Origin of the sequence: Pseudomonas sp. S49, assembly GCF_009866785.1 — a bacterium.
Lineage (GTDB): Bacteria > Pseudomonadota > Gammaproteobacteria > Pseudomonadales > Pseudomonadaceae > Aquipseudomonas.
Genome location: NZ_CP019432.1, coordinates 5,951,744 through 5,969,562, shown reverse-complemented (window position 1 = coordinate 5,969,562; position 17,819 = coordinate 5,951,744). Strand labels below are relative to the sequence as shown.

General features: G+C 54.1%; 19 protein-coding genes and 1 pseudogene. 17 read left to right on the top strand and 3 right to left on the bottom strand.

Annotated elements, in window-relative coordinates; translation table 11 throughout:
- The first annotated feature begins 3 nt into the window (after positions 1–3).
- The 13 genes from rplR to bfr all read left to right on the top strand — a co-directional run bounded on the left by rplR (position 4) and on the right by bfr (position 8,262).
- A complete protein-coding gene (gene rplR / locus PspS49_RS26425) occupies positions 4–354 on the top strand; it encodes a 50S ribosomal protein L18 (RefSeq protein WP_003186037.1) in 351 nt (116 codons plus the stop codon).
- Positions 355–357: 3 nt separating this feature from the next.
- Positions 358–858 (top strand): 30S ribosomal protein S5, encoded by a 501-nt coding sequence (gene rpsE / locus PspS49_RS26420; protein WP_003186035.1) that lies wholly within the window; start codon positions 358–360, stop codon positions 856–858.
- Positions 859–860: 2 nt separating this feature from the next.
- Complete coding sequence (gene rpmD, locus PspS49_RS26415; RefSeq protein ID WP_003176408.1) at positions 861–1,037, top strand: 50S ribosomal protein L30; 177 nt, start codon at positions 861–863, stop codon at positions 1,035–1,037.
- A 3-nt stretch (positions 1,038–1,040) separates the two neighbouring features.
- Positions 1,041–1,478, top strand: a complete 438-nt coding sequence (gene rplO / locus PspS49_RS26410; protein ID WP_003228720.1) for a 50S ribosomal protein L15 — start codon at positions 1,041–1,043, stop codon at positions 1,476–1,478.
- Positions 1,479–2,807, top strand: coding sequence for a preprotein translocase subunit SecY (gene secY, locus PspS49_RS26405; RefSeq protein ID WP_003228718.1), 1,329 nt, complete (start codon positions 1,479–1,481; stop codon positions 2,805–2,807).
- A gap of 27 nt (positions 2,808–2,834) precedes the next feature.
- On the top strand, positions 2,835–2,951 hold the full coding sequence (gene rpmJ / locus PspS49_RS26400; RefSeq protein ID WP_002555468.1) for a 50S ribosomal protein L36: 117 nt from the start codon (positions 2,835–2,837) through the stop codon (positions 2,949–2,951).
- Between the two features lie 130 nt (positions 2,952–3,081).
- Complete coding sequence (rpsM, locus tag PspS49_RS26395) at positions 3,082–3,438, top strand: 30S ribosomal protein S13 (RefSeq protein WP_003186020.1); 357 nt, start codon at positions 3,082–3,084, stop codon at positions 3,436–3,438.
- Between the two features lie 30 nt (positions 3,439–3,468).
- Entirely contained in the window at positions 3,469–3,858 is a 390-nt protein-coding gene (gene rpsK / locus PspS49_RS26390) for a 30S ribosomal protein S11 (protein WP_002555466.1), read from the top strand.
- 18 nt (positions 3,859–3,876) lie between these two features.
- Positions 3,877–4,497, top strand: coding sequence for a 30S ribosomal protein S4 (gene rpsD / locus PspS49_RS26385; RefSeq protein WP_003176404.1), 621 nt, complete (start codon positions 3,877–3,879; stop codon positions 4,495–4,497).
- A gap of 22 nt (positions 4,498–4,519) precedes the next feature.
- A complete protein-coding gene (rpoA, locus tag PspS49_RS26380; RefSeq protein ID WP_003186012.1) occupies positions 4,520–5,521 on the top strand; it encodes a DNA-directed RNA polymerase subunit alpha in 1,002 nt (333 codons plus the stop codon).
- Between the two features lie 42 nt (positions 5,522–5,563).
- Entirely contained in the window at positions 5,564–5,950 is a 387-nt protein-coding gene (gene rplQ, locus PspS49_RS26375; protein WP_003176402.1) for a 50S ribosomal protein L17, read from the top strand.
- A 240-nt stretch (positions 5,951–6,190) separates the two neighbouring features.
- Positions 6,191–7,645 (top strand): catalase, encoded by a 1,455-nt coding sequence (locus PspS49_RS26370; protein WP_160042050.1) that lies wholly within the window; start codon positions 6,191–6,193, stop codon positions 7,643–7,645.
- 149 nt (positions 7,646–7,794) lie between these two features.
- The gene (bfr, locus tag PspS49_RS26365) at positions 7,795–8,262 is read left to right on the top strand and encodes a bacterioferritin (RefSeq protein ID WP_053124309.1); all 468 of its coding nucleotides are present in this window, start codon (positions 7,795–7,797) and stop codon (positions 8,260–8,262) included.
- Between the two features lie 63 nt (positions 8,263–8,325).
- On the opposite strand, the gene uvrA is transcribed toward bfr, so the two are convergent.
- The gene (gene uvrA, locus PspS49_RS26360) at positions 8,326–11,160 is read right to left on the bottom strand and encodes an excinuclease ABC subunit UvrA (protein WP_150751783.1); all 2,835 of its coding nucleotides are present in this window, start codon (positions 11,158–11,160) and stop codon (positions 8,326–8,328) included.
- Between the two features lie 191 nt (positions 11,161–11,351).
- Between uvrA and PspS49_RS26355 the strand changes: the two genes are divergently transcribed.
- The 4 genes and pseudogenes from PspS49_RS26355 to PspS49_RS26335 form a co-directional block, all read left to right on the top strand.
- Positions 11,352–12,749 carry an MFS transporter gene (locus tag PspS49_RS26355; RefSeq protein ID WP_150751782.1) on the top strand — a complete coding sequence of 466 codons (1,398 nt, stop codon included), beginning with the start codon at positions 11,352–11,354 and terminating at the stop codon, positions 12,747–12,749.
- A 9-nt stretch (positions 12,750–12,758) separates the two neighbouring features.
- On the top strand, positions 12,759–13,286 hold the full coding sequence (locus tag PspS49_RS26350; RefSeq protein WP_127929967.1) for a single-stranded DNA-binding protein: 528 nt from the start codon (positions 12,759–12,761) through the stop codon (positions 13,284–13,286).
- 551 nt (positions 13,287–13,837) lie between these two features.
- Positions 13,838–14,560 carry a site-specific integrase gene (locus PspS49_RS26340; RefSeq protein ID WP_160042046.1) on the top strand — a complete coding sequence of 241 codons (723 nt, stop codon included), beginning with the start codon at positions 13,838–13,840 and terminating at the stop codon, positions 14,558–14,560.
- A gap of 10 nt (positions 14,561–14,570) precedes the next feature.
- Positions 14,571–14,909: pseudogene (locus PspS49_RS26335) on the top strand (S24 family peptidase); the annotation flags it as partial.
- Positions 14,910–15,235: 326 nt separating this feature from the next.
- Here the strand turns inward: PspS49_RS26335 and PspS49_RS26330 are convergent.
- On the bottom strand, positions 15,236–16,129 hold the full coding sequence (locus PspS49_RS26330) for a hypothetical protein (RefSeq protein ID WP_160042042.1): 894 nt from the start codon (positions 16,127–16,129) through the stop codon (positions 15,236–15,238).
- On the bottom strand, positions 16,126–17,664 hold the full coding sequence (locus PspS49_RS26325) for an AAA family ATPase (RefSeq protein WP_160042040.1): 1,539 nt from the start codon (positions 17,662–17,664) through the stop codon (positions 16,126–16,128). Before PspS49_RS26325 ends, PspS49_RS26330 begins: the two co-directional genes overlap by 4 nt.
- Between the last annotated feature and the right edge of the window lie 155 nt (positions 17,665–17,819).

Sequence of the window (17,819 nt, the reverse complement as noted above, 5' to 3'; positions counted from 1 at the left end):
CAAATGACCGACAAAAAAGTTACTCGACTGCGTCGCGCTCGCAAAGCACGCCTGAAAATGCACGAACTCGAAGTCGTGCGTCTCTGCGTGTTCCGCTCGTCGCAGCACATCTACGCCCAGGTCATCTCGGCCGACGGCAACAAGGTCCTGGCAAGCGCCTCGACTTTGGATAAAGAACTGCGTGATGGTGCCACTGGCAACATCGACGCGGCCACAAAGGTTGGCCAGCTGGTCGCTACGCGTGCTAAGGCCGCTGGCGTCTCGCAAGTGGCTTTCGACCGCTCTGGCTTCAAGTACCACGGTCGCGTGAAAGCGCTGGCTGATGCTGCTCGTGAAGCTGGGCTGGAGTTCTAAGTTATGTCAAATAACGACCAAAAGCGCGACGAAGGCTACATTGAGAAGCTGGTTCAAGTTAACCGCGTAGCCAAAACCGTTAAAGGCGGCCGTATCTTCACTTTCACCGCGTTGACCGTGGTTGGTGATGGTAAAGGGCGTGTTGGCTTCGGCCGTGGCAAGTCGCGTGAAGTGCCTGCTGCGATCCAGAAGGCAATGGAAGCTGCTCGCCGCAACATGATCCAAGTTGATCTGAACGGCACCACTCTGCAGTACGCAATGAAGTCCGCTCACGGCGCTTCGAAGGTGTACATGCAGCCTGCTTCTGAGGGTACCGGTATCATCGCTGGCGGCGCTATGCGTGCTGTCCTCGAAGTTGCTGGCGTTCAGAACGTTCTGGCCAAGTGCTACGGCTCGACTAACCCGGTAAACGTGGTTCACGCCACTTTCAAAGGTTTGAAAGCTATGCAGTCTCCTGAATCCATTGCCGCCAAGCGTGGCAAAAGCGTCAAGGAGATCTTCTGATCATGGCTACCGTTAAAGTAACGCTGATCAAAAGCATGACCGGCCGCATCCCTAACCACAAATTGTGCGTTAAGGGTCTGGGTCTGCGTCGCATCGGTCACACTGTAGAAGTCCAGGATACTCCCGAGAATCGCGGGATGATCAACAAGGCTTACTACATGCTGCGTGTCGAGGGTTAATCGATGAAACTCAATGATCTGAGTCCAGCGCCGGGTTCCCGTCGCGAAAAGCATCGTCCGGGCCGTGGTATCGGTAGCGGTTTGGGTAAGACTGGTGGCCGTGGTCACAAAGGTCAGACCTCCCGCTCCGGTGGCACCATTGCTCCAGGCTTTGAAGGCGGTCAACAGCCGCTGCATCGTCGCCTGCCGAAGTTCGGTTTCGTTTCCCTGAAGGCCATGGATCGCGCAGAAGTGCGTCTGTCCGAGCTGGCTAAAGTGGAAGGCGACATCGTCACCGTGCAGTCCCTGAAAGATGCCAACGTGATCAACGTCAACGTACAGCGTGTGAAAATCATGCTGTCCGGTGAAGTGACTCGCGCTGTCACTATCGGCAAGGGAATCGGCGCCACCAAAGGTGCGCGTGCGGCTATCGAAGCAGCTGGCGGCAAGTTCGAGGAATAAATGGCTAAGCAAGGTGCTCTCTCTGCGCTCGGCAAAGGCGGTATGTCTGAACTCTGGGCTCGTCTGCGTTTTCTGTTCCTGGCGATTATCGTCTACCGAATAGGCGCACACATCCCGGTTCCAGGTATCAACCCGGACCGACTCGCAGACCTGTTTCGACAGAATGAGGGGACCATTCTTAGCTTGTTCAACATGTTCTCCGGCGGCGCGCTGGAACGGATGAGCATCTTTGCACTGGGGATCATGCCGTACATTTCGGCATCGATCATCATGCAACTGATGACCGCCGTCAGCCCGCAGCTGGAGCAGTTGAAGAAGGAAGGTGAAGCTGGCCGTCGCAAGATCAGCCAGTACACCCGCTACGGCACCGTCGTCCTCGCTCTCGTTCAGGCTATTGGCATGTCCATTGGTCTGGCGGGGCAGGGCGTTGCGTTCACTGGTGACTTTGGCTTCCATTTCGTCGCAGTATCCACGTTTGTGGCTGGTGCGATGTTCATGATGTGGCTGGGTGAGCAGATTACTGAGCGTGGTGTAGGCAACGGTATCTCGATGTTGATTTTTTCGGGTATCGTCGCCGGTCTTCCGAGAGCAATCGGGCAGTCTTTCGAGTCTGCGCGTCAGGGTGATATCAACATCTTCGCCTTGGTTGCCATCGGTTTGCTGGCAGTAGCGATTATCGGTTTCGTGGTGTTCATTGAGCGTGGTCAGCGTCGTATCGCTGTTCACTACGCCAAGCGTCAGCAGGGCCGCAAGGTTTTTGCTGCGCAGACAAGCCACTTGCCGCTTAAGGTGAACATGGCCGGTGTTATTCCGGCTATTTTCGCGAGCAGCATTTTGCTGTTCCCGGCTTCGTTGGGTGCCTGGTTCGGTCAGTCTGAAGGTATGGGCTGGTTGCAGGACATCTCGCAGTCGATCGCTCCTGGTCAGCCGTTGAATATTCTGCTGTTTAGTGCAGGGATTATTTTCTTCTGCTTCTTCTATACGGCGTTGATGTTCAATCCGAAAGACGTAGCGGAAAACCTGAAGAAGTCCGGTGCCTTTATTCCGGGCATCCGTCCAGGTGAGCAGTCTGCACGCTATATTGATGGCGTTCTGACCCGCTTGACCATGTTCGGTGCTCTTTACATGACGGCCGTGTGCCTGTTGCCCCAGTTCCTGGTGGTTGCAGCAAACGTTCCGTTCTACCTTGGCGGGACCTCGTTGCTGATCGTGGTCGTGGTTGTGATGGACTTCATGTCCCAAGTACAATCGCACCTCGTTTCGCACCAGTACGAATCCCTGATGAAGAAAGCCAACCTGAAGGGTTACGGCAGCGGCATGTTGCGCTGAGTACCCATAAGGTTCGAGGAGTTGGTGATGAAAGTTCGTGCATCGGTGAAAAAGCTGTGCCGTAACTGCAAGATTATTCGCCGCGAAGGTGTTGTTCGAGTAATTTGCAGCGCGGAACCGCGTCACAAACAGCGCCAAGGCTGAGTGTGATTGTGCTTCAAGCCCGGTAGCTAGTGCGCTACCGGGTTGATTATTTGTTATTACAGCGATATTATCTCGCGCCCTATTTCTTGGCTTCCGGGGCGTAGGTAGCTGTCAATTGGAGTCCCACTGAATGGCCCGTATTGCAGGCGTTAACATTCCAGATAACAAGCATACTGTTATCTCGCTGACCTACATCTATGGTGTTGGTCGCACTACTGCACAGAAGATCTGTGCAGTGACTGGGGTAAACCCAGCAGCAAAGATCAAAGATCTGAGCGACGAGCAAATTGAACAGCTGCGTGGCGAAGTGGCGAAGTTCACCACTGAAGGTGATCTGCGTCGCGAAATCAACATGAAAATCAAGCGCTTGATGGACCTCGGTTGCTATCGCGGTCTGCGTCATCGTCGCGGTCTTCCAGTACGCGGTCAGCGTACCAAGACCAACGCGCGTACCCGTAAAGGTCCGCGTAAGCCGATCCGCAAGTAATCGCCCCAGCGAATCGACAGGAATTTAATCATGGCAAAACCTGCTGCTCGTCCTCGTAAAAAAGTTAAAAAGACAGTGGTTGATGGCATCGCCCACATCCATGCATCTTTTAACAACACAATCGTGACCATTACCGACCGTCAAGGTAACGCTCTTTCCTGGGCTACCTCCGGTGGTTCGGGTTTCCGCGGTTCCCGCAAGTCCACCCCGTTTGCTGCTCAAGTAGCTGCTGAACGTGCTGGTCAAGCTGCGCTGGAATACGGCCTGAAAAACCTCGACGTTAACGTCAAGGGTCCAGGTCCAGGTCGTGAATCCGCAGTCCGCGCTTTGAACGGCTGTGGCTACAAGATCGCCAGCATCACCGACGTGACGCCAATCCCGCACAACGGGTGCCGTCCGCCGAAGAAGCGCCGCGTGTAATCCAGGAGATTGTAAAGAATGGCTCGTTACATTGGTCCAAAATGCAAACTCGCTCGTCGCGAAGGCACCGATCTCTTCCTGAAGAGCGGCGTGCGCGCGATCGAATCGAAGTGCAACATTGAAGCAGCACCTGGTATCCACGGCCAACGCCGCGGTCGCCAGTCCGATTACGGCACCCAACTGCGTGAAAAGCAGAAGGTCCGTCGTATCTACGGCGTTCTCGAGCGTCAGTTCAGCGGCTACTACAAAGAAGCTGCTGGCAAGAAAGGTGCAACCGGTGAAAACCTGCTGCAACTGCTCGAATGCCGTCTGGACAACGTTGTATACCGTATGGGCTTTGGTTCGACTCGTGCCGAATCCCGTCAGCTGGTATCGCACAAGTCGATCAGCGTTAACGGTCAGACCGTAAACGTTCCGTCGTATCAGGTTCGTGCTGGTGACGTGGTTGCAGTTCGCGAGAAAGCAAAAAACCAACTTCGCATTGTCCAAGCTCTCGATCTGTGTGCCCAACGTGGCCGCGTAGAATGGGTAGAAGTAGACACTGAGAAGAAGTCGGGCGTTTTCAAGAACGTTCCTGCTCGCAGTGATCTGTCCGCCGACATCAACGAAAGCCTGATTGTCGAGCTCTACTCCAAGTAAGGGCTAGAAAATAGGTGCATCCATGCAGATTTCGGTAAATGAGTTCCTGACACCCCGCCACATTGATGTGCAGGTTGTCAGTCCAACCCGCGCCAAGATCACTCTCGAGCCTCTCGAGCGTGGTTTTGGCCACACCCTGGGCAACGCGCTGCGACGCATCCTGTTGTCCTCAATGCCCGGCTGCGCAGTAGTCGAGGCCGAGATTGACGGTGTGCTCCACGAGTACAGCGCCATCGAAGGTGTACAGGAAGACGTAATTGAAATCCTGTTGAACCTTAAAGGTCTGGCCATCAAGCTGCACGGTCGTGACGAAGTTACGCTGACCTTGTCGAAGAAGGGTTCGGGGGTGGTTACCGCTGCCGATATTCAGCTGGATCATGATGTCGAGATCGTTAATCCCGATCACGTAATCGCTAACCTGGCGTCTAACGGCGCCCTGAACATGAAGCTCACCGTAGCTCGTGGTCGTGGTTATGAACCAGCCGACTCGCGTCAGAGCGATGAAGACGAAAGCCGCAGCATCGGTCGCTTGCAGCTTGACTCTTCGTTCAGCCCGGTTCGCCGTATCGCATACGTGGTGGAAAACGCCCGTGTCGAGCAGCGTACCAACCTGGACAAGCTGGTTATTGATCTGGAAACCAACGGTACTCTGGATCCTGAAGAGGCTATCCGCCGCGCTGCAACCATCCTGCAACAGCAGTTGGCTGCGTTCGTCGACCTCAAAGGTGACAGTGAGCCAGTGGTTGTCGAGCAGGAAGACGAGATCGATCCGATCCTGCTTCGCCCGGTTGACGATCTGGAACTGACTGTACGTTCGGCTAACTGCCTTAAGGCGGAAAACATCTACTACATCGGCGACCTGATTCAGCGTACCGAAGTAGAGCTGTTGAAGACTCCGAACCTGGGCAAGAAATCCTTGACTGAAATCAAGGACGTTCTGGCCTCCCGCGGTCTGTCCCTCGGCATGCGCCTCGACAACTGGCCGCCTGCAAGTCTTAAGAAGGACGACAAGGCGACTGCCTGATCGTCGTAATCACCGAACGTAGTGTTTGGTAAGGAATGAACCATGCGTCATCGTAAAAGTGGTCGTCACCTGAGCCGCACCAGCTCGCACCGCAAGGCCATGTTCCAAAACATGGCGGTGTCGCTGTTCGAGCACGAGCTGATCAAAACTACTCTGCCAAAAGCCAAAGAACTGCGTCGCGTTGCTGAGCCGCTGATCACTCTGGCCAAGACAGACAGCCTGGCTAACCGCCGTCTGGCTTTCGACCGTACTCGTTCGAAAGCTATCGTTGGTAAGCTCTTCAACGACCTGGGCAAGCGTTACGCTACCCGTGAGGGTGGCTACCTGCGCATCCTCAAGTGCGGTTTCCGCGCTGGCGACAACGCGCCTATGGCGTACGTCGAGTTGGTTGATCGTGCTACTGCTGGCGAAGCTGTATCCGCCGAGTAAGACGTCAGTCTGAAACAAAGAACCGGGCCTAGTGCCCGGTTTTTTGTGCGCGCAAGAAAATGCGCTGTTCATACAAGCTTTTGACATGTCTCTGTTGTCACTATGTCCCGGGAAACATAATTAGTAATTATCTATCGATGTCTGCAAGTTAATGAATTTGTAGCTGTCACATGGATGATCAATACTTCCCAGCAAGCCGATTAGCCGGCAGTTTCAAGACTGACAGAGGAAGAAGACCGCATGAGCCAGATCAAAACGCTTACGACCGCCAGTGGCGCACCTGTCGCTGATAATCAGAATTCTCGCTCCGCCGGCCCGCGTGGCCCGCTGCTGCTCGACGATTTTCATTTGCTCGAGAAGCTTGCCCACTTCAACCGTGAAAATATCCCTGAACGCCGCGTACATGCGAAAGGCTCGGGTGCTTATGGCACGTTCACCGTGACCCATGACATCAGCGAATACACCAGCGCCAAGCTGTTTGAGTCCGTCGGCAAGCAAACCCCTACCTTCCTGCGCTTCTCTACCGTGGGTGGCGAGCGTGGATCGGCCGACACCGAACGTGATCCGCGCGGTTTCGCGCTGAAGTTCTACACCGAGGAAGGCAACTGGGACATCGTTGGCAACAACACGCCAGTGTTCTTCATCCGTGACCCACTGAAATTCCCTGATTTCATCCACACCCAAAAGCGCTTGCCGCAAAGCAACCTGAAAAGCGCGCAGATGATGTGGGACTTCTGGTCGCATTCGCCTGAAGCGCTGCACCAGGTCACCATTCTGTTCTCCGATCGTGGCATTCCTGATGGCTACCGTCACATGCACGGCTTCGGCAGCCACACTTACAGCCTGATCAACGCTCAAGGCGAGCGCCATTGGGTGAAGTGGCACTACAAAACCAGACAGGGCATCAAGAATCTCGCACCCGCAGATGCAGCACGTCTGGCCGGCACTGATCCGGATTACGCTCAACGTGACTTGTTTGAAGCCATTGAACGCGGTGACTTCCCGAAATGGCGCGTATGCATCCAGATCATGACTGAGGCCCAGGCCGCAGCGCATTACGAGAACCCTTTCGACGTGACCAAGACCTGGTCGCAGAAGGAGTTCCCGCTGATCGAAGTGGGCGAACTGGAATTGAACCGCAACCCGCAGAACTATTTCGCTGAAGTTGAGCAAGCCGCGTTCGGCCCAAGCAACATGGTCCCAGGCGTTGGTCTCTCGCCAGACCGCATGCTGCAAGGACGCGTATTCGCCTATGCCGATGCACACCGCTACCGTGTGGGCACCAATCACCAGCAGTTGCCGGTGAACGCGCCACGTAGCCCGGTGAACACTTACCAGCGTGATGGCTCGATGGCGTTCGGCAGCAATGGTGGTGCAGCGCCTAACTACGAACCGAACAGCTACGTCGAATCGCCGAAACAAGCTCCACATTACGCCGAGCCGGCGCTGGCTCTGAGTGGTGCGGCTGATCGTTACGATCATCGCGAAGACACCGATTATTACAGCCACGCCGGTGTGCTGTTTCGCCTGATGAGCGACGATCAGAAAGCGTTGCTGGTCAGCAACATCGCTGGTGCGATGAGCGGAGTTTCGACTGATGTAGTCGACCGCCAGTTGCAGCATTTCTACAAAGCCGACCAGGCGTATGGAGAAGCAATCGCAAAGCTGCTCAACGTACAGCTTAACGAAGTCTAAACGAGAAGCAGAACCGCCCTCATTTGGGCGGTTTTTGCGTTATTTAGGCTGCTTTTCCAAGAATATCTTCGCTTTTATTGCGCGTAACGGGTGACCTTCCAGTCAGGTTGGTTCAAACTACAGACTTTCAAGTAGGGAGATGTAGGGCGATGCAAGGCCACCCAGACGTAATCGATTACCTCAACACGTTGCTGACCGGCGAGCTGGCCGCGCGTGATCAATATTTCGTTCATTCGCGGATGTATGAGGACTGGGGGTTCACCAAGCTCTACGAGCGAATCAACCACGAGATGGAAGAAGAAGCGGGTCACGCTGACGCGTTGATGCGTCGGATTCTGATGCTCGAAGGCACGCCGCGCATGCGTCCGGATGATCTGGATGTCGGTAGCACTGTGCCGGAGATGCTCGAGGCGGATCTACGCCTCGAATACAAAGTTCGCGCCGCCCTGTGCAAAGGCATCGAGCTGTGCGAACAGCATAAAGACTATGTCAGCCGCGAGATCCTGCGTGTGCAGTTGAACGACACCGAAGAAGATCACACCTACTGGCTGGAAAAGCAGTTGGGCCTGATCAAGCTGATCGGTCTCGAGAACTACCTGCAATCGCATACGTCCTGATTGCTGCAGTTAAAAAAGCCCCTGTCACTGTTGAAGTGACAGGGGCTTTTTCATGCCTGGCGTTTAAGCCCGATCGCGGATCAGCAATGGCTTGAGGTAATGGCCAGTGTGAGATTGCTTCATCTCGGCCACGTCCTCAGGGGTGCCAGTGGCAATGATCTGCCCACCTTTTGAACCGCCCTCAGGCCCGAGATCGACCAGCCAGTCGGCCGTCTTGATCACGTCGAGGTTGTGTTCGATCACCACGACAGTGTTGCCGTGGTCGCGCAGGCGATGCAGCACGTCGAGCAATTGCTGGATATCCGCGAAGTGCAAACCAGTGGTTGGCTCATCGAGGATATACAGGGTCTTGCCGGTGTCACGCTTGGACAGCTCGCGAGACAGCTTGACCCGCTGTGCCTCGCCACCAGACAGCGTGGTCGCCGACTGGCCAAGCTTGATGTACGACAGGCCGACATCCATCAACGTTTGCAGCTTGCGCGCCAGCGCCGGCACCGCATCGAAGAACTCCCGCGCCTCCTCGATGGTCATCTCGAGGGTTTCGTGGATGCTCTTGCCCTTGTATTTGATCTCAAGGGTTTCGCGGTTGTAGCGCTTGCTCTTGCACACGTCGCACGGCACGTAGATGTCCGGCAGGAAGTGCATCTCAACCTTGATCAGGCCATCGCCCTGACAAGCTTCGCAGCGACCGCCCTTGACGTTGAAGGAGAAACGTCCCGGACCGTAACCACGGGAGCGTGACTCGGGCACACCGGCGAAGAGTTCACGGATCGGCGTGAACAGCCCGGTGTAAGTGGCCGGGTTGGAACGCGGCGTACGACCGATCGGGCTCTGGTCGATGTCGACGACTTTGTCGAGATGTTCCAGGCCTTTGATGCTGTCGTGCGCCGCGGCTTCCAGCGTGGTCGCGCCATTGAGGGCGGTGGCGCTCAGCGGGAACAGGGTGTTGTTGATCAGCGTCGACTTGCCCGAGCCGGACACACCGGTGACGCAAGTCAGCAGACCAATCGGGATGTCCAGATCGACATTGCGCAGGTTATTGCCGCGCGCCCCTTTGAGCGACAGGTTGAGTTTCTTGTTGCGCGGGGTGCGTTTGGCTGGCACTTCGATCTTCACCCGGCCCGACAGGTATTTGCCGGTCAGCGAGTCCGGGTGCGCCATGACTTCAGCCGGCGTACCCTCGGCAACGATTTGCCCGCCATGCACACCGGCGCCCGGGCCGATGTCGACGACATAGTCAGCCAGGCGAATCGCGTCTTCGTCGTGTTCGACCACAATCACCGTGTTGCCGATATCGCGCAGGTGCTTGAGTGTGCCGAGCAGTCGATCGTTATCTCGCTGGTGCAAGCCGATGGACGGCTCGTCGAGGATGTACAGAACGCCAACAAGTCCGGCACCGATCTGGCTGGCCAGGCGAATCCGCTGCGCCTCACCGCCGGACAGGGTGTCAGCACTGCGATCCAGCGACAGATAATCGAGTCCGACATTGACGAGGAACTGCAGGCGCTCGCGAATCTCCTTGAGGATCTTGTCAGCGATCTCGCCACGGCGGCCGGTCATCTTCAGCTCGCCGAAGTACACGCAAGCATCGCCAATCGGCAGGTTGGTCACTGCCGGCAGCGTTTTCTCGCCAACCCAGACGTGCCGCGCTTCACGGCGCAGGCGAGTGCCACGGCAATCCGGGCACGATTGGGTGCTGAGGAACTTGGCCAGCTCTTCGCGCACGCTCGCCGACTCGGTCTCGCGGTAGCGACGCTCCAGGTTTGGCACGATGCCTTCGAACGGGTGCGAGCGTTTAACGATATCGCCACGGTCGTTGAGGTATTTGAAGTCAACGTTCTGCGAGCCACTGCCGTGCAGAATGGATTTCTGCTGATCGGCCGGCAACTCGTTGAATGGCACTTCGAGGCTGAAGCCATAGTGCGAGGCCAATGAGCCGAGCATCTGGAAGTAATAGACGTTGCGCCGGTCCCAGCCGCGAATCGCGCCTTCGGCCAGCGTCAGCTCGCCGTTGACCAGGCGCTTGATGTCGAAGAACTGCTTGACCCCCAGACCATCGCAAGTCGGGCAGGCGCCGGCCGGATTGTTGAAGGAAAACAGCTTCGGCTCAAGTTCGCTGATGGCGTGGCCGCAGATCGGGCAGGCGAAGCGCGCGGAGAAGATCATCTCTTCGCCCGGCTCGTCGTCCATTGGCGCGACCAGGGCGATGCCGTCGGCCAGTTTCAGCGCGGTCTCGAAGGACTCGGCCAGGCGTTGCTGCAGGTCGGCGCGAACCTTGAAGCGGTCGACGATCACATCGATCGAGTGCTTCTTTTGTTTATCCAGTTTCGGCAGTTCATCGAGCTCGCAGATGCGGCCATTGACCCGTGCACGGACGAAACCCTGGGCGCGCAGCTCTTCGAAGACCGAAAGGTGTTCGCCTTTACGCTCGCGAATCACCGGCGCCAGCAACATCAGTTTGCTGCCTTCCGGTTGCGCCAGGACCAGATCGACCATCTGGCTGACGGTCTGCGCTTCCAGCGGAATATCGTGATCCGGGCAGCGCGGCGTACCGACGCGTGCATAGAGCAAACGCAGGTAGTCGTAGATTTCGGTGATGGTGCCGACCGTAGAGCGCGGGTTGTGCGAGGTCGACTTCTGTTCGATGGAAATTGCCGGCGACAGGCCTTCGATGGTGTCGACATCGGGCTTTTCCATCATTGACAGAAACTGGCGGGCATAGGCCGACAGCGATTCGACATAGCGGCGCTGACCTTCGGCATACAGCGTATCGAAGGCCAGGGACGACTTGCCGGATCCGGACAGGCCGGTGATGACGATCAGTTTGTCCCGTGGCAGGGTCAGGTCGATGTTCTTCAGGTTGTGGGTACGGGCCCCACGTATCAGGATCTTGTCCAAAGTGGCCTCGCTCGGCGGGCGTCGAAAACGTAGGAGTATACGGGCAAATACTGGATGGATGCACACTATCAAACGAAGGGTTTTTTGCCCTGGATGAAGAGAGTTTCATCTATACGCGTCAAAGCGTCGCGATCTACCCCGTCTTCCGATGGGACTGGTAGAATCGCCGCCGGTTCACACGAGGTTTTTCCATGCACGATCCCCACAGCGAACGCATGAGTGGCAGCGAGACCCGCGCGGCGAGCGGTCTGGCCCTGGTGTTCGCCTTCCGTATGCTGGGCATGTTTATGGTGTTGCCGGTACTGGCGACCTACGGCATGGATCTGGCAGGCGCGACCCCGGCCCTGATCGGCTTGGCAATCGGCGCTTACGGCTTGACCCAAGCGATTTTCCAGATTCCGTTCGGGATCATTTCCGACCGCATCGGCCGTCGCCCGGTGATTTACCTCGGACTGATCGTCTTCGCCCTTGGCAGCGTGCTGGCCTCGCAAGCCGATTCGATCTGGGGCGTGATTGCCGGGCGGATCCTGCAAGGTGCCGGCGCCATTTCTGCGGCGGTGATGGCATTGCTTTCCGACCTCACCCGCGAGCAACACCGCACCAAGGCCATGGCGATGATCGGCATGACAATTGGCCTGTCGTTCGCCGTGGCCATGGTTGTGGGGCCTTTGCTGACGCGCGCGTTCGGTTTGTCCGGGTTGTTCCTGGCCACCGGTGGCATGGCATTGGTGGGGATCGTGATCGTGATGTTCATGGTGCCCAGGTCCACGGGTCCGCTGACGCACCGTGAGTCCGGCGTGGCGCGTCAGGCGTTGATGCCGACACTCAAGCATCCTGACTTGCTGCGGCTCGATCTGGGCATCTTTGTGTTACATGCCATGTTGATGTCGAGCTTCGTCGCGCTGCCTCTGGCGCTGGTGGAAAAAGCCGGTTTGCCCAAGGAACAGCACTGGTGGGTCTATCTCACCGCGCTGCTGATTTCGTTCTTCGCCATGATCCCGTTCATCATCTATGGCGAGAAGAAACGCAAAATGAAACGAGTTTTGCTTGGCGCCGTCCTGACGCTGATGCTGACTGAGCTATTCTTCTGGCAGTTCGGCGACAGCCTGCGGGCTCTGGTGATCGGTACGGTGGTGTTCTTCACCGCGTTCAATCTGCTGGAGGCTTCATTGCCGTCGCTGATCAGCAAGGTTTCACCGGCGGGCGGGAAGGGCACGGCCATGGGCGTGTATTCCACCAGCCAGTTCCTCGGTTCGGCACTCGGCGGGATACTCGGCGGCTGGCTGTTTCAGCATGGCGGTCTGTCGGTTGTGTTCCTTGGATGCGCGGGTCTGGCTGCCATCTGGCTGGCCTTTGCTGTTACCATGCGTGAACCTCCCTACGTGACGAGCCTGCGCTTGCCGTTGTCGCCCGAGGCGATCCGCGAAGCGGGTCTGGTCGAGCGCCTCAAGGCCCTCGTAGGGGTAACCGATGCAGTGATAGTTGCTGACGAAGCAGCTGTTTACATCAAACTGGACAAAGAATTAGTGGATCGCGACACCCTCGAACGCCTGGTGAACAACCCGGCCGGGGCTGCTTGCGAAGCCTAGGAGAACGTTATGGCCCGTGGGGTTAACAAAGTCATATTGGTCGGCACTTGCGGCCAGGATCCCGAAGTTCGCTACCTGCCTAACGGTAACGCCGTGACCAACCTGAGTCTGGCCACCAGCGAACAGTGGACCGACAAGCAAACCGGTCAGAAGGTCGAGAAGACCGAGTGGCACCGTGTTTCGATGTTCGGCAAGGTTGCCGAAATCGCCGGCGAATACCTGCGCAAGGGTTCGCAGGTTTACATCGAAGGCAAGCTGCAGACCCGCGAGTGGGAAAAAGACGGTATCAAGCGTTACACCACTGAAATCGTGGTCGACATGCAAGGCACCATGCAACTGCTCGGCGGCCGTCCACAACAGGGCGACCAGCAGGGCGGTGGCAACAACTACCAGCAGTCGGCGCCATCTGCTCCACGTCAGCAGGCTCCGCGCCCGCAGCAGTCGGCTCCACAGCAGCGTTCGGCTCCGGCTCCACAGCAGGCCGCACCGCAACCGGCTCCGGATTTCGACAGCTTTGATGACGATATCCCGTTCTAGTGCGGATAAAACCTAGTTATGTAAAGCATTTTGTATAACTAGCTGTTTTTACTAAGATTTAAAATAGGAAGCCCTTAGGTTTGTAAAGAAACCTGAGGGCTTTCTCTTTGTGACTGTAAAGCACGGCTTTAAAAACCAGATAAACGGTTTTTTGACAAGCAAAGGAAACGCGCTAAACCGAATGTAAAGGGTTCGGAGGCAGGTCATGCGCGTAGAACAAGTGATCTTTCCCACTGGTGATCGGTTGCCCATGCTCTTGGACGATCAAGACTTGCCAGTACCTGAGGCCTGTGACTGGATGTTGTCACGCCGCCAACGCGCCTTCGCCACGCAGTCGCGCAACATGCAAGAGATATTAATTGTTCATGACTGGGCGAGAGCCCGAAGAATCGATCTTTACGAGCGTCTACAGTCTGGGCGGCAATTTACTGAATCTGAGATAACCAGCCTGGTCGAGCCGACTTCGTCGGCCCTCAACTTTGCCAGTTGTCGTAAAGTTTGCGGTTAGCCCTGACACTGCCAATAAGCGTATCAGTACCGCAAGCAAACACATGGGTTGGTATATTGACGAATTGATTGCCGATCCGGGCACTTCTGAGGTGCAGCGGAAACGGCTAAGCGATATGAAGGATAAGTTACTCAGGATGTTGCTCGACTCGATGCAGTCACCTGAGGGTAATCGCTCTTACCATAAACACCTGACATTAGACCAAGCGCAGTTTCTTCAGGACGCACTTGACCCTGAAGGGATAGTGCTATTTGGAAGAGACAGCCGTAGCAGACTTCGCAATTTCTTGATGGTTTGTTTGTTGGTGTTCTTAGGGGGGCGGACAGGTGAATTATTAAGTTTGCGTATTCAAGATATTAAGTTCGGTGCGATTACTTCGATTGATATAAGGCGGCGAGGTATGAGTCCCGTTGATCATCGTCGTAGACCGCCAAGAGTTAAACGATTGGGGAGAGTACTAACGCTTGACTCTCCGCGTCTCGCCATGATGCTTGACGACTATATTATGAATGAGCGGCAATGGTTCATCGCGCATGGCCGCAGTAACGACAGTGGTTTTGTTTTTCTGAGTGACGAAGGTGACCCGCTGTCGTCGGATAGACTTCGCCAACTATTCAAGGATCTTAGAACGCGCTTCCCCGACAAACTTCCGAGTCATCTCACACCCCATTCTCTGCGTTATACCTTCACTGATTTGGTGCACAAAGAGTTGCGTCGTCAAGGAAAGGAGGAGGCCGAGATCGAGCAGCATATACAGTTTCGTTAAGGCATATCTCATGAGCGCCACCATCCTCGGCCCTCTGGTCGAAGGGGGAGTTCAGCTTCCCTTCTATTCGTTCAAGGTGCCAGCAGGCTTTCCATCGCCGGCAGCTGACCATCTTGAACAACACATCTCCCTTGATGAGATCTTGGGCATTCGTGCGCCGCATATCTACCTGGTGCGAATCGAAGGCCGCAGTATGGAAGGTGCTGGCATCTTCGATGGCGATCTGGCTGTGGTGGATCGCTCAATCACTGCTGAGCATGGCCATATCGTGATTGCAGCTGTGAACTGCGAGCCAGTCTGCAAGCGCCTATGTAAGCGTGGGCCCAACATCATCCTTATGTCTGAGAATGCAGGGTAGACACGCTGAACCAAGACATCAATCAGATCAGCGATCTGAACGGCAAGAACATCGAGAATGCGAAGTCATCGTTGGCATCTTGCGTAGCGCTGGATGAAGAGGCTATCCGGCTTCAGCGTCTTGTAGGTGGATTCAGGATTTAGGGAGGAACAATTGCCAATGTATCCGTACGGCATGAAATTTGAGGGAAGTGGTACTTGTCACGCCTGACTGACTACGTTTTGACAGCTGCCCATGTAAGGTGCAATCCTGCATCCTGCATCCTGCATCCTGCATCCTGCATGGGCAGTGAGCGGGGACTCTCGTATAGCGATATCTCAAAATGAATCATGGATATCGGCAAACATCTTCCCTAGCAGATATTTGTTGTGGTTGGCTCGATCAAATCTCAATAGTTTAGATTCATTAAATGAAAGTCCGAGCTGGGTGTTTATTTTGGCTTCTTCGAGATTTCTTTTTGCAATAAAGAAATCAACGGCTTCCATTAACAGGATCTCATAGCGCTCATTTACTATGAATGTCTTAAGAGAGTTCTGGGATTTTTCACACTCATCCGGGGCGCGCGCGACGATTTTTACACCATTGTCATCACCAGTTATTGCATCAGAAAGGCCAGCAGGGTTTCCGGAACTGACGAGTTGGAATTTAATTTGTTCGTCGTCAAATAGCGGATTCAGATGAGGGTTTTTGAAGAAGTCTTTCTTCCCTTTCAAGCTGGAGTTGCAGCTTGAGCAGCTCGGAACGAGATTGTATAAGGTTAATGCAAGATGCGGGTATTCATCTTTATAGAAAAAATGATCTAGCGTAGGCCGGAATGATCCTCCCTTGGTTTTTATGGTGAACGCATAAGCATGGTTGCAATATGGGCAGATTCTTGTCTTGGATTTCTTGCATAGCGCGTAGGCATTCCATTGTCCATATTTGCTGATAAACTTGTCGTAATTAAATATTTGCTCAAGATCTTTTATGAGAAGTGCTTTTCGATCACCGAGTTCTTTAGAGTAGGATTCCAGGATTTCCATGCTTTTTAGAAGGTCTGAAAGCTTGGAAGAAGTTATGAGTTCTCTCGTGTTGCATACAAAGTAAAACGCCGGTTTTCTTGGGCCGCACTCTTTATGTTGGGCGTCAATAAAGTCTTGGATGATTTTATTGAGGTATTTCTCGTGGTCTTTTTCTGCTGCTTTCCAGTTGTCTCGTATGGCAGCTATCAATTTTCACCTCGGTGGCGACTTGCAATATGGTCTACTTCAGCCTTTATGATGGGGTTATCAATGCTTTCAATTACGAATTTGTCAATTTCGCTCGCGTGACCTGATTTTATCGATTCGACTGCCGACTTGATTTTTTCAGACGCAAACTCTCCAATGGTCTTGGCTCCGAATGACTGAGTAAGCAATGTGTGTAATGGGGCTGCAAATGCGCTGGGTGCATCAGTCTCACCAAGAGATTCCATTCGGCAAACGAATTGCTTAGGAATATCCGTTGCGAGTAGTGGTGAGTGGGTGGCAATGATCAATTGGAGAGATGAAATTCCTTCTCGGTATTTTAAGTTTGATAACATTCGATTTAGTTGCTCTATGTACTTGCGCTGCCATTCTAAATGCAAGAAGGCATCCCCTTCATCAATTAAGAGTAGAATTTTCTTCAACCCTTTTTTTGAATATGATGAAATTGTCTCTGAAATGAGTGCAAGTTGTGCGATGACAGCAAATTGCCCGGAGCTCATATTTTGAAAGCCGACATCGAAGAAACGCTCAAGATTTGACGGTTTCAGAATGGATGAGTCTTCATAAGGCTCTAGGGCGATTTCCGAATACGACTGACTGCCAAGTTTGGTATCGGCAGAGCGTTGTTTCATGAAGAATTCAAGGGATTCTATGTCGCTCAAACACTCTGCTGTCCTTGGGGTTTGAGCACCCAGGAACCACTGGTCACGTAATTCAATGGCATCAAAAATTATAAAACGTATGACCTTTTTATTTCTCCGGATGTCTTTGAGCAGATGGTTGATTACTGCAAGTAGGGCAAATAGATTGTGTTCGCTTGTCGCCTGCGACTTAAGTCGGCGGTAAAGCAAGCTTGCGGAATCTTCAATAACCTTCTTTTTCAATTTTTCTTTTTCTAGCTGGCGTTGCTCCTCGGCTTCCATTGACTCGATTGGGCTGACGGACTCTAATGCAGCGACCAATTTAACTGAGCGACTTTCGTCGAGAAGGTTAAATAAGTCGGGAAACATATCCATAAGTGCAAAAGGGATATTCTCTTCATTAGGGTAATTTTGCACCATCAGAACGTCCACGAGGGATTTGCATACATCCCTCACATTGATTCTGCTTACAGCATATACTTTGGGGGAGATATCGAATTCTGCGAGAATATCTGTGTGATGGCGTAAGTCAAATGCTGAGAGTGATTCGCCCCATTTTGGTGATATGTCTACGAAATTTCTAGTTGCATGAGGGCGGCGGCCTGACTGTACTGGGGCGTAATAAATTACTCCCCACTTGCTGCGCATTTCTGCAAACGACAAGCTTTTTCCGTTGTCGAGGTGGATCTCGCTGGAGTAATGGTCTCTATTTGCTGAGGGTAGAAACTTTCTGATTATTTTCCTGAAGATAGATGTTTTGCCCGAGCCATTGTTGCCGATAATTAGCGATATTGAGTCGACGTCAAAAATATTAGGTGTGCCTTCAGTGGCAAGATTTAGGCTGATCACGTGGTCATCTACTTCGATCTTACTTATCATTTCCATGGGCTCATGTTTTATCGAAATCTATTGAGGACGGCTCTCGTAATCTACTCGTTCGTTACCAAAGCCTTGCTCTGTTTCTACTGGCGAAGGATTCCTGGGATGACGGTCAGATACAGGTGCATACACCTGTTAGTCGAAAGCACCTGGCT